Origin of the sequence: Saccharococcus sp. Marseille-Q5394, from assembly GCF_946901335.1 — a bacterium.
Taxonomy (GTDB): domain Bacteria; phylum Bacillota; class Bacilli; order Bacillales_A; family Planococcaceae; genus Sporosarcina; species Sporosarcina luteola_C.
In genome coordinates this window covers 1,415,695-1,429,752 of sequence record NZ_CAMPPQ010000001.1, presented here as the reverse complement: position 1 = coordinate 1,429,752, position 14,058 = coordinate 1,415,695, and the positions used below count along the sequence as shown (strand labels likewise).

At 48.6% G+C, this 14,058-nt stretch carries 13 protein-coding genes; all 13 read left to right on the top strand.

The window, feature by feature from the left end; all coding sequences use genetic code 11:
• Positions 1-109: 109 nt before the first annotated feature.
• The 13 genes from OC538_RS07090 (at position 110) to ilvD (ending at position 13,715) form a co-directional block, all read left to right on the top strand.
• Positions 110-1,522, top strand: a complete 1,413-nt coding sequence (locus OC538_RS07090) for an FAD-linked oxidase C-terminal domain-containing protein (RefSeq protein WP_262173937.1) — start codon at positions 110-112, stop codon at positions 1,520-1,522.
• The gene (locus tag OC538_RS07085) at positions 1,515-2,843 is read left to right on the top strand and encodes a (Fe-S)-binding protein (RefSeq protein WP_262173935.1); all 1,329 of its coding nucleotides are present in this window, start codon (positions 1,515-1,517) and stop codon (positions 2,841-2,843) included. The genes OC538_RS07090 and OC538_RS07085 overlap by 8 nt, the downstream gene beginning before the upstream one ends.
• Position 2,844: 1 nt before the next feature.
• A complete protein-coding gene (locus OC538_RS07080; RefSeq protein WP_262173933.1) occupies positions 2,845-3,864 on the top strand; it encodes a DctP family TRAP transporter solute-binding subunit in 1,020 nt (339 codons plus the stop codon).
• Between the two features lie 15 nt (positions 3,865-3,879).
• Positions 3,880-4,365 (top strand): TRAP transporter small permease, encoded by a 486-nt coding sequence (locus OC538_RS07075; protein ID WP_262173931.1) that lies wholly within the window; start codon positions 3,880-3,882, stop codon positions 4,363-4,365.
• On the top strand, positions 4,362-5,681 hold the full coding sequence (locus tag OC538_RS07070; protein ID WP_262173928.1) for a TRAP transporter large permease: 1,320 nt from the start codon (positions 4,362-4,364) through the stop codon (positions 5,679-5,681). The genes OC538_RS07075 and OC538_RS07070 overlap by 4 nt, the downstream gene beginning before the upstream one ends.
• A 12-nt stretch (positions 5,682-5,693) precedes the next feature.
• Complete coding sequence (locus tag OC538_RS07065; RefSeq protein WP_251693803.1) at positions 5,694-6,452, top strand: SDR family NAD(P)-dependent oxidoreductase; 759 nt, start codon at positions 5,694-5,696, stop codon at positions 6,450-6,452.
• The gene (locus OC538_RS07060) at positions 6,445-6,918 is read left to right on the top strand and encodes a PPC domain-containing DNA-binding protein (RefSeq protein WP_262173924.1); all 474 of its coding nucleotides are present in this window, start codon (positions 6,445-6,447) and stop codon (positions 6,916-6,918) included. The genes OC538_RS07065 and OC538_RS07060 overlap by 8 nt, the downstream gene beginning before the upstream one ends.
• Before the next feature lie 5 nt (positions 6,919-6,923).
• Positions 6,924-8,405 carry a class I adenylate-forming enzyme family protein gene (locus OC538_RS07055; protein WP_262173921.1) on the top strand — a complete coding sequence of 494 codons (1,482 nt, stop codon included), beginning with the start codon at positions 6,924-6,926 and terminating at the stop codon, positions 8,403-8,405.
• Complete coding sequence (locus OC538_RS07050) at positions 8,402-9,535, top strand: thiolase C-terminal domain-containing protein (RefSeq protein ID WP_262173919.1); 1,134 nt, start codon at positions 8,402-8,404, stop codon at positions 9,533-9,535. The genes OC538_RS07055 and OC538_RS07050 overlap by 4 nt, the downstream gene beginning before the upstream one ends.
• Positions 9,536-9,539: 4 nt before the next feature.
• Positions 9,540-9,845: a Zn-ribbon domain-containing OB-fold protein gene (locus OC538_RS07045; protein ID WP_262173917.1), complete on the top strand. Its 306-nt coding sequence runs from the start codon at positions 9,540-9,542 to the stop codon at positions 9,843-9,845.
• 65 nt (positions 9,846-9,910) lie between these two features.
• On the top strand, positions 9,911-10,882 hold the full coding sequence (locus OC538_RS07040; RefSeq protein WP_262173915.1) for a bile acid:sodium symporter family protein: 972 nt from the start codon (positions 9,911-9,913) through the stop codon (positions 10,880-10,882).
• 83 nt (positions 10,883-10,965) lie between these two features.
• Positions 10,966-11,508 (top strand): IseA DL-endopeptidase inhibitor family protein, encoded by a 543-nt coding sequence (locus OC538_RS07035; protein ID WP_262173913.1) that lies wholly within the window; start codon positions 10,966-10,968, stop codon positions 11,506-11,508.
• Positions 11,509-12,047: 539 nt separating this feature from the next.
• Entirely contained in the window at positions 12,048-13,715 is a 1,668-nt protein-coding gene (gene ilvD, locus OC538_RS07030; protein ID WP_262173912.1) for a dihydroxy-acid dehydratase, read from the top strand.
• Positions 13,716-14,058 lie beyond the last annotated feature (343 nt).

Genomic DNA, 14,058 nt, shown 5'->3' with positions numbered 1-14,058 from the left:
CAAAAATATGTCGAAATATAACCCGAATGTTGTGTATGCACCTATATCATCCCAATCGTTGCACTATTAGAATTAAACAAAGAATTAGAATTCGGGAGGAGGCTGCTGCATGGATGTGCAAGTGAAAGAACGATTGATTGCCATCACGGGTAGTGCTCATGCGAGGACATCGACAGCGCAGAAGCTCGCGTATTCCTATGATGCGACCGCCAATTTTCAGGCACTGCCGGATATAGTCCTTTCTCCTGCTTCCATCGAGGAAATTCAAGAGATTGTGAAAGTGTGTGCGGAGTACGGGGTTCCTATTGTCTCCCGGGGATCCGGGACGAATCTTGCGGCGGGAACGACACCGACATCCGGCGGCGTGGTCGTTTTATTCAACCGGATGAACCGGATTTTGGAGTTGGATGTAGAGAATTTAACGTTGACGGTCCAACCTGGTGTCATCACACAGGCTATTAATGAAATGGTTGCAGAAAAAGGGTTGTTTTATCCGCCCGATCCGAGTTCGATGAGCATTTCGACGATCGGCGGAAATGTGAGCGAGAATTCCGGAGGCTTGCGCGGTTTGAAATATGGCGTCACCCGTGATTACGTGAAGGCATTGAAGATCGTCCTGCCGAGCGGGGAGCTGCTGACAACAGGCGGAAAGCTTGCGAAGGATGTAGCGGGATATGATCTGACAAGCTTGTTCGTCGGTTCGGAAGGGACGCTCGGAATCATCGTAGAGATTACATTAGGTCTGATCCCTGCACCCGAGACGAAAAAGACACTGTTAGTATTCTACGACACACTTGAAAAGGCGGCACAGACGGTTTCATCAATCATTGCGGCAAAAATCGTGCCTGCGACACTTGAGTTCATGGATAAAGGAACGATCGAAGCGGTCGAGGAGTTCATGAAAATCGGCTTGCCGACGAATTGTGAAGCGATGCTGCTCATCGAACAGGATGGTGATCCGGCGGTTGTCGACAAGGATATGGAGCACGTCCACAAACTATGCATGGAACATGGCGCCACGTCGACGCAGCTGGCGCAGACTGTTGAAGAGGCTGCGCAGTTGAGCATCGCACGCCGGGTCGCTTTGTCGGCGCTCGCAAGGAAGCGGCCGACGACAATTCTTGAGGATGCAACCGTCCCGCGCTCCGAAATTGCGAAGATGGTGAAGGCTGTCCAGGAAATCGCGTTGAAATACGATCTGCTCATCTGCACATTCGGACATGCGGGAGATGGCAACTTGCATCCGACCATATTGACAGATGTGCGGGATGATGCAGAAATGGCTAGGGTTGAAATGGCGTTCGCAGAAATCTTCGAACAAGCGATCAAACTTGGCGGAACCATTACAGGTGAACATGGAGTCGGGGAGATGAAAGCGCCCTATTTGGAATGGAAGATTGGCAAGGCGGGGATGGACACGATGAGAAGCATTAAATTGGCAATCGATCCGCTCAATATTATGAACCCAGGGAAAATATTCGCCAAGTCGACTAAGAAAAGGGTAGTGGTGCAGCATGAGTAATGCACAAGCGGAGCTGATCCGACACTCATTCGTCACCCATGTCGATGAAAACAGGCTGATGGATTGCATGCGCTGCGGATTCTGTCTGCCGGCCTGTCCTACATATATCCATTCCGACTATGACGAAACCCAGTCGCCTCGAGGAAGAATCGCCTTGATGAAAGCGGTGCGCGACGGCAATGTCGAATGGGATGGGTCCATCGAGGAGGCTTTCGACTTATGCCTTGGCTGCAGAGCGTGCGAACCCGCTTGTCCCGCAGGTGTCCAATACGGAACGCTCATCGAAGAGACGCGCGAGGCGGTTCTTTCCGTCAAATCGCAGTCATTTAAGGAGAAGGCGATCCGGAAAGGTGCGTTCGACCATCTTTTCGCTGACCAGCGGAAAATGAAGACCGCTGTGAAGCTAGTGACATTCTATCAGAAAACGGGATTGCAGAAAATCGTGCGGAAAGTCGGATTCCTCGAGCTCTTCCCGCCATTCATGAAAGAGATGGAAATGTCGCTGCCCGACCCGCCGAAGAAGCGGAGGGCACGAGAGACGCCAACCGAAAAGAAAACAAAGGTCGCCTTCTTCGCGGGCTGCCTCATGGATACGATGTTTCAGGAGACGAACCGGAATACGATCGAACTGTTGAACATGCTCGGCTGTGAAGTGGTCATTCCGAAAAATCAGCAATGCTGCGGAGCTTTGCAAGGGCATAGCGGTGAAATGGAACGGGCGAGAAGGAACGCGAAAGCGAATCTGGAAGCATTCGCCCTCAAAGGTATCGATTATATCGTCAACAATGCCGGTGGTTGCGGGGCATTCTTGTCCGAGTATGACAGGCTGTTTGAAGAGAATCCGACGTTGCATACATTGGCACGTCAATTCGTTGAAAAACAGATTGATATTTCCTCGCTACTCGTGAAGCTTGGCATTGTGGATGAGCTGGTGAAACAACCGCCGACCGAAGCAACTGAAATCGTCACTTACCAGGATTCGTGCCATTTACGAAATGTGAACGGTGTGAAGGATGAGCCGAGGGAGATTTTGAGAGCAGCCAAAGGCAGTTTATTTGTGGAAATGCCCGGTGCGCATTTATGCTGCGGTTCCGCAGGTATCTATAATTTACTTCAACCAGAAATGGCATCACGGATTCTCGGTTCGAAAATGGAAGAGGTGAAACGGGTTCAGGCAACGACAATCATTACTACGAATCCAGGGTGTCTGCTTCAAATGAAAGTCGGCGTAGAAAGGGAAGGTTTGTCCGGAACTGCCCGCGCGCTGCATGTAGTCGATTTTATTCACGAAAAAATAATAGGAACTAATGGAGGGAAATGAAATGAAGATGAAAAAGGGAAGAATTTTAGGTGCAATCGGGTTAACCGCAATGCTTATGCTTGGTGCATGTTCAAAAGATGATTCAGGCAGCGCATCGAGCGACAAAAAATACAATTTGAAAATGTCCGTAACGGTGAATGACTCATCCACTTGGTACAAAGCAGCGGAGAAACTCGCCAATGACATGAAGGATGAAACAGACGGCAGGGTCAATATCGAAGTGTTCCCGAATGAACAGTTATCGGGCGGGGACCAAGGGAAAGGTGTCGAGCTACTGGCGAAAGGGCAGACCGATTTAAGCTTGCACTCCACAATTATTTACTCCATCCTTGATGACCGATTCGGGGTTCCGAGTGCTCCATTCCTGTTCAGTGAACATGCGGAAGCGGATAAAGTGTTCAGTGGCAAGGGCGGTGAAATGATCGGTGAAATCCTTAATGAAAAAGGCGTAGAATTGCTTGGATTTGGCGAAAACGGCTTCCGTCAAGTGACGAACAGCAAGCATGAAATCAAATCGCCTGCAGATATGAAAGGCATGAAAATCCGTATACCAGGCATTAACATGTACACGGATTTGTATCGTGCATTAGGTGCGGACCCAACGACAATGGCATTCTCTGAAGTGTTCACATCACTGCAGCAAGGCACAATCCACGGGCAGGAAAATCCGATTGACGTCATCCATTCTTCCAAGCTGAATGAAGTCCAAGATTATTTGACGCAATGGAACTATTCATATGACCCGCTAGTGCTTGGCATTAACAAGAAGCTATTTGACTCGATGAGCAAGGAAGACCAAGAGCTGTTCAAGAAACTCGGAAAAGAAGCCGCGGCTTACCAAATCGAGCTTGCACGCGAAAAAGAGTCGAAGCAAATTGAAGAGTTGAAAGCTGCCGGCATGCAATTTTATGAGCCGACTGAAGCGGAAATGGAAGAATTCAAAGCTGCTGTTCAACCGCTATACGAAAAATACAAAGACATCTGGGGCGAAGATTTGCTGAAAGCGTTCCAAGATCAATAAGTGGAGGGAACATGAATGGAGAGAGTGATTAGCAGATTAGAAGAGTGGATTGTTGTAATCGTTTTGTCCATCATGTCCACAATCGCTTTTGTCAACATAGTTTCAAGGGGATTCTTAAGCTATTCGTTTTCCTTTGCCGAGGAAATCACAGTGAACTTGTTCGTAGCACTTACGTTTGTCGGGACAGCCATAGGTGTGCGCCAATACGCACACCTAGGCTTTACATTGATTTATGATTTAGCGAATGTAGTTGTGAAAAACATCATTACGATTCTCGTTGGCGTCTTGATGTCGCTTTTATTTGTCATTCTTGTCTATTTCGGGATTCAAATGCTTTTATTCCAAGTGCAAATGGGCCAGAAAACACCTGCACTCGGATGGCCGCAATGGATATTCTCCATGGCAATGCCGATTGGAGCGGCTTTGTGCCTGTTCAGGACTGTGCAAGCGACGATCAAAGAGTACCGTGAGCAAAATGGGAAAGGGGAGCAGGCGCTATGATGGCTTTAATATTATTTGGTCTGTTTTTCTTGCTCGTCATGCTTCGGCTGCCGATCGCGGTGGCGCTTGCCATTTCATCCATTGCTGTACTGTTCACGGGCAGCGGGATGTTCGGCCTTGAATTGGTCGCTGATATCATGTATTCAAGCGTGTCGAAGTTCACGTTGCTTGCGATTCCGTTTTTCATTTTGGCGGGAGTCATCATGGAACAGGCTGGCATTTCGAAAAGGCTGATTGAGTTTGCACAAACGTTGGTCGGCCATCGGAAGAGTGGAATCGTTTTCGTCACTGTCATGACGGCGATATTCTTTGCCGCGATTTCAGGATCGGGCCCAGCGACAGTTGCTGCAATCGGTGGAATTCTCATTCCGGCAATGGTGAAGAACGGTTATAAGAAAGAGACGGCTGGAGGACTAGTGGCAAGTTCAGGCGCGATTGGTATCATCATTCCTCCAAGTATCGCTTTCATCGTGTTTGCCGTAGTTGCTGGCGACCAGATACCGGTATCGATTGGACGATTATTCATTGCGGGCATCATCCCGGGATTATTGCTTGGCGGCGGATTCATTCTTGCTGCAATGTATGTCAGGTGGAAACAGGAACGGACGGAAGGCCCTATTGAAGGGTTTGTTCGAGAGAAGGCAACAGGTAAAGAGCGTTTGAGAGCGTTTGTGAGTGCGTTTTGGGGATTAATGATACCTATTATCATTTTAGGTGGTATCTATGGCGGATATTTCACACCGACAGAAGCCGCGGTAGTCGCAGTGTTTTACGGTCTATTCGTCGGCTTCGTCATCTATCGTGAACTGAACTTGAAGAAACTATACGATATTTTAGTCGCAGCATCGGTACAGACAGCGACCGTCATGTTCATCGTAAGTGCGGCATCCGTCTATGCGTATATCATTACGACGGAGCAGATTGCGAGACAGATTTCCGGTGCGATGCTTGGTATTTCGGAAAACCCGATCATCATCCTATTGCTTGTCAACGTATTACTGTTGATTGCAGGAATGTTCATCGATGCAATTTCCGCGTACTATATTTTCATTCCTATTCTATTGCCGATCATGCTCTTCATGGATGTCGATCCGACCGTTTTCGGTGTCTTCATGACAGTCAACTTGGCAATCGGACTCTTCACACCGCCTGTAGGCTTGAACTTATTTGTCGCAGCGGGCATTTCGGGGACATCGATCGGCAGGTTATCGATAGGGGTTATGCCGTTCATCGTTTCTTCGATCATCATCCTGCTGCTAATTACTTTCGTACCGCAAATATCTACATTTTTGCCGGATTTATTAAACGTCAAATAGGGGGAGTTTGGGATGAAACTTAAGGGGCAAACAGCAATCATTACGGGAGCGGCAAGCGGCATAGGAGCCGAGTCCGCCGTCCGTCTTGCTAGAGAAGGTGCGAATCTCGTCCTGATCGATTTGAATCCTTGCAGTAAAACAATCGAATCCATCCAATCGGAATATCCGGACTCGAAATTGTTGGAATGTCTAGGAGACATCCGAGATCCCGAATTCGTCAAAGCCGCTGTCGCACGTGCCTCAGATTCATTCGGGGAACTGCATATTTTAGTGAACAATGCAGGGACTTGCGGAAGGCTCGGAATCGACAATACTCCGCTCGATATTTGGGACCGTGATATGGACACGAATGTGAAAGCTGCATTCCTGTTCATGCAGGCGGTCATTTACCCGCATATGATCGATCAGAAGTATGGACGGATCATCAATATCAGTTCCATCTCAGGAATTAATGGCGGTGTCACTTCGGGAGATGACGCTAATGGACGATCCGGTCCGGCATACGCAGCATCGAAAGGGGCGGTCATCGCCTTGACGAAATGGGCGGCAAAGGAATTGGGTTCCCTCAGCATTACTTGCAATTCAGTGGCACCGGGGGCAACCGAGACGGGAATCACTTCTGGCGTTCCATATGACGTCAGCCAGCAAGCCGTCAAACGGATGGGGACTCCTGCCGATATTGCGGAAGCCGTCCTCTATTTCGCATTGCCGGAATCGGGATATACGACCGGCCAAGTGTTGAAGGTCGATGGAGGTTATAGCTTTGGATAAGCGGATACAAGCCGTGCATGACAGGAAGTCAGATCGGATTGCCGGGCGATTCATGAAAGGCATCGATCTGTTTGAAGGGGTCAAAGGCGTCTGCCAGGAGTTCGGGGTGGAGGCAGCGCAATTTCAATGTCTGGGGTCGCTTGAGTACGCAACATATGTCCAATTGGATCGAAAAGAAGATAACACGCTGTACTATTCATCGGAAACCGTAACAGATACGCCGGTTGAATTGCTGTCGGGGACCGGCTTTGTCGGTCTCGACACGGAAGGTAAGCTTGAAGTCCATTTCCACGGGATGTTCGTCGACTGTAATAAGAATTTGAACGGTGGGCATTTCATCGACGGCAAGAATCCGGTCGCCGTCACGATTGAGTTTGCCCTCTTACCATTGAACGGCATCCGTATGCAACGGGGGCTGGATGAGATTTACGGCATTCCTGTATTTCAATTTAGGGAGAAGGAGTGAGGGGCATGGAAACATTGGGGAAGTTAGCAATGAAATCGGCCACCGCTTATCCGGACAAGGTGGCTGTGAAGGATAAGGACCGGTTACTTACATATCGGGAAATGATGGAACGGGTTTTCGCCCTGACAGCCTATTTCCATGGAACAGGGCTGAAGAAAGGTGACCGTGTCGGTATCCTTATGGCAAATCGACTTGAGCATATCGAACTTGACGTCGCTACAGCGCTCACGGGCGTCATCAAAGTCCCATTAAATTATCGGCTACATCCGAAAGAGCATAACTATATGCTGAAAGATGCCGATGTGAGCCTTGTCATCGGGGATGCGGATTTGATTGAACCAATCGGAACGGATGTCGCCGTACTGAAAATTGGGGAGGACTATGAGCAAGCCGTAAAAGCACACCTCGGAAAACAATATATAGAAGAAATCGGGGAAGACGATCTGTTCGCGATCATGTATACATCAGGAACGACGGGCAATCCGAAAGGCGTCATGCTGTCACACCGCAATATGATATCGGGTGCTTTGTCGCTTGCCGTCGCTTGTGGTACGGACTATGACGACATCATCGGGCATGTCGCGCCATTGACACACGGCAGTAACTTCCTTTCGCATGTCGCCTGGCTGTATGGATTGACGCAAGTCGTATTCGATAAATTCGAACCGGAAGAATTCGTCAATGACTTGGCGAGGGAGCGAGTATCGACGATTTTCCTCGTGCCGACGATGGTGAACTTGATGATCCAACACCCTAATTTTAACCCTGCGAAACTGTCTACACTGAAAACGATCAATATGGCGGGTTCTGCGATTGCAGCTAGCAAGCTCGCACAGGCATTGTCGCTCGCGGGACCGATTTTCGCTCAAACATACGGACAAGTTGAAGCACCGATGTGCATAACGATGATGCCGAAGAATGAAATGAGCAACAGGCTGGAATCATGTGGACGCACAGGACTTTTTGTCGATATGAAGATCGTCGATGACGAAGGGAATGTAGTCGCTGACGGAGAAGTGGGCGAAATCATCTGCAAAGGATCCCTCGTCATGCAAGGCTATTGGAATAATAAGCAGGCAACGGAAGAGACGTTAAAGGACGGCTGGCTCCATACAGGAGATCTCGGTTGGAAGAGCGCCGAAGGGTATCTTCATATCGTCGACCGCAAAAAGGACGTCATCATTTCAGGGGGCGTCAATATTTATCCGCGTGAAGTGGAGGAAGTGCTCAATTTGCATACGGGCGTGAAGGAGACTTGCGTCATCGGCGTTCCGGACGAGAAGTGGGGAGAGAATGTCATCGCATATGTCGTCTTGAATAGTACGGCAGAAGTGACGAAAGAGGAACTCATCAATTTATGCATCGAAAACATGGCCAGCTTCAAAAAACCGAAAGAGATTCATATCGTGGATGAACTGCCGAAGAGCTCGTACGGAAAAATCCTAAAACGGGAACTCAGGAGCAAGTATGAGGAGGTCAAGGCATGACGAATGTATATGTCCACGGAATCGGAATGACGCAATTCGGTACGTTCGTCGACAAGTCAATGAAGGAATTATTGTTGGAGGCATGCATCCAGGCATTGGAGGATGCAGGCAATCCGAAAGTCGATGCTGTCTATGTAGGGAATTTCATGGGAGGCGCCATCTATAATCAGGAGATTCTTGGTGCGATTGTCGCCAATGAGTTGGGTCTTGGGTTCATTCCGACAGCGAAGGTCGAAGGGGCTTGCGCTTCGGGTGGAATTGCATTGCGGCAAGGCATCATGGGCATCTTGAGCGGTGAATATGAAACGGTGCTTGTTGCGGGTGTGGAAAAGATGAAGCATGCGTCCACTTCCGACGTGACACAGGCAATCAATGCAGCGATGGACAACGACTCGAATGAAAAGCAGGCAGGATTGACGTTCCCAGGGTTCTTTGGAGTATTAGCAAACCGTTATTTCTATGAAACAGGCGCGTCGAAAAAACATTTGGCGATGGTAGCCTTGAAGAACCGCGAGCATGCACTCAATAATCCGCTCGCGCAATTCCAGAAACCTGCGACGCTCGATGAAATTATGAATGCGCGCATCATTACGAATCCGTTAGGCCTGTTCGACTGCTCGCCGATGACGGACGGTGCAGCTGCGCTCGTCATTTCGAAGAAGAAATCGGGCGTGCATATCCGTTCATCCGCCCAAAGCTCGGGTCCTACGCAAATGCAGGACGCCGATGATCTGTTGTCGATTCCGGCCATCCGGGAATCTGGCCGCCTCGCTTATGAAAAAGCGGGTGTTGGGCCAGAAGATATCGATGTCGTAGAAATCCATGACTGCTTTTCGATGACGGAAGTGCTCGCCATCGAGGAATTGAGCTTCTTCAACAAACGGGAAGGATGGAAAGCGGTCGAAGAGGGACGGACGAAATCGACTGGAGACAAGCCGGTCAATACGAGTGGTGGCTTGCTGTCACGTGGCCATCCGATTGGTGCGACAGGAATCGCGCAGATATATCACCTTGTCCGGCAACTTCGTGGTACTGCACCGAACCAAGTGGATGGGGCAAGGCTTGCATTGGCTCAAAATTTGGGCGGCACAGGTTCGTATTCAACGGTGCATATTTTGGAGAGGGTGTGAAGACATGAAAATTTTCAAATGCAATTCATGCGATTACGTAAGTGTCTCATCAAAATACACATGCCCACAATGCAGAACCGGCAAGCTTGAAGCACAGGAAGTGTCTCCGATAGGAACGGTCTTCAGCTTTACGGATATCCACATCGCACCCGCCGAGTTCGCGGACATCGCCCCTTATACGATCGCGCTCATCCAGCTTGACGAGGCGAATGTGAAAGTAACCGCGAGGATGGATGACCCTGTACAAATCGGTGACAAGGCAGATTTGGACAAAATGGAGAACGGCGCTTATTTATATAAGAAATTATGACGACTTGTGCTTGGAATCGGTTAGTCGATTCTAGGCGCAGGTCTTTTTGTAAAGGAGGAAATCCGTTGAAAGCATTGCAAGTGGCGACAGGAGTCGTATCGAGATATTTGCCAATATGGATTGTCCTTCTATCCTTGATCGCGTACTTGGCACCTGATTTTTTCATTCCGATACGCAGTTTGACAGGCGCCGGGCTCGGAACAATCTTCCTTCTCATGGGGCTATCTTTGTCGACTGATAAACTGATGGCAGTAATCAAAAAACCGAAATTCGCATTTCTCGGCGTCTTCCTCAAGTGGACAATGACAGTCGGCGTTTCGATAGCAATCGCGTACCTGTTCTTCAAGGACGAAGCGGAAATTGCGACAGGCGTCATCTTGGCGGGGACGGTACCGAGCGGCACATCCGCCAATATCTACACATTCATCGCAGGTGGCGAAGTGGCGTTAAGCATCACGATGGCAACGATGGATACGTTCATCTCACCGGTATTGACGCCTACGCTTGTGCAAGTGTTTGCTGGAAAATTGATACCAATCGCATTTTGGCCGCTGTTCCTTAATATCATTTATATCGTGTTCATTCCGTTGTTGGCGGGATTGTTCATTCAATGGAAGTGGACAAAAAAGGTGGAAGTCATCAAACCGTACACATCCGTCCTCTCCCAGCTCGCGTTGTTCGTCGTCATCCTGTCGGTCATTTCGAGTGCCCAGCAATCATTGGAGCAAAATCTTTCGGTGCTGCCTCTCGTATTCGCAGCAGTCATTCTCCAAGTATGCATCCCGATGGCTGGCGGCTATTTCATCGCAAAGCTGCTGAAGGTGCCCGAACAGAACGCCCGCGCAATCCTCTTTCATACAGGTATCTGCAACACTGCCCTTGCCGCGACTCTTGCGATGGAGCACGTCAGCTCACTCGCGGCTGTTCCCGCCGTCGCTAATATGGTCGTCAACCTGACAGTCGGCGCACTTGTGGCAAGTCTGTTTGAGAATAAATTCAAATTGCAAAAGAACGATTCCGTTGCAGTGAGTGAATGAAAAACGCTGAAATCACCATCTCGGCGTATGCGGCCTCCTACTAGTTCATACGTTTAAGTATTAGCCAGTCAGGGGGTTGCACAATGAAAAAGAGGACAATGAACATAGTCGCGGTCATTTTACTATTGCTCACGACATCGGCTTGCGGCGGGAAACGATCAATCGGCCAAGCCGACCTAACGCCGAAGGGTGCCGTGGAACTTGCAACCGCATGGACCGGATCGGCCGCAATCATCCAGGCCGGCGGATTGTATAAGGAAGGCGAGTACAAGACATTCGCCCATAAAGGATTGGAGTACCGCTATTTAGCCGCCCACTTGGATTCTAAAAAGAAGATGAAGGCTGAACTTCAAAAGTTCGTGACGAAGAAGAAAGCGAAACGATTCATGAAAAATAATGGCATCTTAAAGCACAAAGGAAAGTTGGCATCACCCGAAGTGGAAGAAGCACCGGGCTCTCTGCACCAATGGGAGATTGCGACAGCTAGAGAGGTAAAATCGAAAAAAGGCAGGAAGACGTTCGAACTCACTGTCCCGATTGGCGACACCCGAACCGCCGAGACGATCATCGTAAGCTACGACTACGTGAAAAAATCCGGATGGCGGATCGATAAATTCAATGAGTAACGGAGAATGGCACCATTATCTCAACATGGGCGAAGCAAAAAGCGCATAACTTCCTGCAAGCACGCATAAATACAAATACTGACGCATAAATCGCTCCAAATGCGCATAAAAGATATTTATGCGTGTTTGTGGCGATTTATGCGTTCCTGGAAAGACTTATGCACCTATTTTCAAGTTTATGCGCTTTTGCCATTCAGCAAAAGCGCTTTCGAATTTTCTCTCGAAATCTTACTAAAAGTCTTCATGCCACCGAACCCATTTCGCCCACTAGCCAAATTTCCACTCATCAATCATCAACGTCAACAATAAAATAAAAAATATTTTCAGATAGTCATAATTCCTATAATATGCAATATATCGCACATGTAAGCGGATACAATATAAACCATAATTCATAATTGAACAATAATTATAAAAAGACGGTTGACGTAGGTGAAAATACGATATATGATAGCAACAATCTATTTAGATATGTGATTCATTTCACGCAATTCATTTAGTTTGACAGCTTTTGGATGATTTGATTAGGAGAGATAGCAATGAGAAGTGACATGATTAAAAAAGGGATTGACCGTGCGCCTCATAGGAGTCTCCTTTACGCAACGGGTGTTAAAACGAAAGATTTAGAGAAACCTTTCATCGGTGTATGTAATTCATATATTGATATTATTCCGGGCCACAAACATTTAAATAAATTTGCTGAAATTGTAAAAGAGGCAATTTGGGAAGCCGGCGGGGTTCCATTCGAATTCAACACGATCGGTGTAGATGATGGAATCGCGATGGGGCATATTGGAATGCGTTATTCACTGCCGAGCCGCGAACTGATTGCGGATTCTGCTGAAACGGTCATCAATGCTCACTGGTTCGACGGAGTGTTCTACATTCCGAACTGTGACAAGATCACGCCTGGCATGCTCATGGCAGCGGTTCGGACGAATGTCCCTTCCGTCTTCGTCTCAGGCGGACCGATGGAAGCGGGCGTCTCCTCATCAGGTTCACCGCTTTCCCTCACATCCGTATTTGAAGGGGTCGGAGCATACAAATCGGGCAAGATGACGGCGGAAGAGCTTCTCGACATTGAAGCTAATGCATGTCCGACATGCGGCTCGTGCTCAGGAATGTTCACCGCGAACTCAATGAACTGCCTGATGGAAATGCTAGGAATGGCGTTGCCAGGCAATGGAACAATCGTCGCAACATCCGATGAACGCCACAGGCTGATCAAGGAAGCGGCTAAGAACTTGATCCGCATGGTGAAAGAAGATGTCAAACCGCGAGACATCATTACGAAGGAAGCCATCGATGATGCATTCGCACTAGATATGGCGATGGGCGGATCGACCAATACGGTCTTACATACATTGGCGATTGCGCACGAGGCGGAAATCGAATATAGCGTCCAGGATATTAACACAGTTGCCGAACGGGTTCCGTATTTAGCGAAAATCATGCCGGCATCTGATATCTCGATGGATGACATTTTCAAAGCAGGCGGCGTCAGTGCCATTATCAATGAACTTACAAAAATACCTGGAGCCATCCACCCGGATCGTATTACCATCACAGGAAAAACGATGAGGGAGGACGTCCAGGACTATCATATTACAAACGACCAAGTGATTCGGACGAAAGATAATCCGTACAGCCCGGTAGGCGGCTTGTCCGTCCTGTTCGGCAATATTGCACCGGATGGAGGAGTCATCAAAGTCGGAGCAGTTGATCCTTCCATCAAGCAGTTCACTGGTGAAGCGATCGTCTTCGAATCCCAAGAAGCTGCGCAGGAGAATATCGACAATGGCACAGTCCGTGAAGGGCATGTCGTTGTCATCCGCTACGAAGGTCCGAAAGGCGGGCCGGGCATGCCGGAAATGCTTGCTCCGACATCTTCCATCCAAGGAAGAGGCCTAGGAACGACAGTGGCGCTCATTACTGATGGCCGGTTCTCTGGGGCATCCCGAGGCATTTCCATCGGCCACATCTCACCGGAAGCGGCTGAAGGCGGGCCGATAGCATTAGTCGAAGATGGAGATATTATCGATATCGATTTGACGAACCGAACAATCGAGCTGAAAGTGTCAGACGAAATATTGGCAGCGCGCAAATCGAAGCTGCAGCCATTTGAACCGAAAATCAAAAAAGGCTATTTGGCCAGATATTCAAAACTTGTCACGTCTGCAAGTACAGGCGGAGTAATGAAAATATAACAATTCGATGATGGGGCAAAAGGGGATAGATCATTGCATTCACAGAGAGCCGGTCGTGCTGGAAGCCGGCAATGCAACTATCCGCGATATCACCCCGGAGTGGACTGCTGAAAGGGAAACCGAGTAGGCAATCCCGGGCTCGTGCAAAACTACGGGCTCGTTATCAGCGAATGGACCTTAACGTAATGGGTCCATTCACGAGGCGGCAAATGTCGCGAACAAGGGTGGTACCATGAAAAGCTTTTTCATCCCTTATACGAAGAACGAGGTTTCTTTGTGTGGGGAGAAAAGGCTTTTCTTTTTTTATAAAAATTATCCAATAGAAAAGTAAGGAGGAGTTCGT

Bases quoted from the DNA above. Each gene is read 5' to 3' on its own strand.
- OC538_RS07090 (WP_262173937.1), top strand. From the start codon at position 110: ATGGATGTGCAAGTGAAAGAACGATTGATTGCCATCACGGGTAGTGCT.
- OC538_RS07085 (WP_262173935.1), top strand. From the start codon at position 1,515: ATGAGTAATGCACAAGCGGAGCTGATCCGACACTCATTCGTCACCCAT.
- OC538_RS07080 (WP_262173933.1), top strand. From the start codon at position 2,845: ATGAAGATGAAAAAGGGAAGAATTTTAGGTGCAATCGGGTTAACCGCA.
- OC538_RS07075 (WP_262173931.1), top strand. From the start codon at position 3,880: ATGGAGAGAGTGATTAGCAGATTAGAAGAGTGGATTGTTGTAATCGTT.
- OC538_RS07070 (WP_262173928.1), top strand. From the start codon at position 4,362: ATGATGGCTTTAATATTATTTGGTCTGTTTTTCTTGCTCGTCATGCTT.
- OC538_RS07065 (WP_251693803.1), top strand. From the start codon at position 5,694: ATGAAACTTAAGGGGCAAACAGCAATCATTACGGGAGCGGCAAGCGGC.
- OC538_RS07055 (WP_262173921.1), top strand. From the start codon at position 6,924: ATGGAAACATTGGGGAAGTTAGCAATGAAATCGGCCACCGCTTATCCG.
- OC538_RS07050 (WP_262173919.1), top strand. From the start codon at position 8,402: ATGACGAATGTATATGTCCACGGAATCGGAATGACGCAATTCGGTACG.
- OC538_RS07045 (WP_262173917.1), top strand. From the start codon at position 9,540: ATGAAAATTTTCAAATGCAATTCATGCGATTACGTAAGTGTCTCATCA.
- OC538_RS07035 (WP_262173913.1), top strand. From the start codon at position 10,966: ATGAAAAAGAGGACAATGAACATAGTCGCGGTCATTTTACTATTGCTC.
- ilvD (WP_262173912.1), top strand. From the start codon at position 12,048: ATGAGAAGTGACATGATTAAAAAAGGGATTGACCGTGCGCCTCATAGG.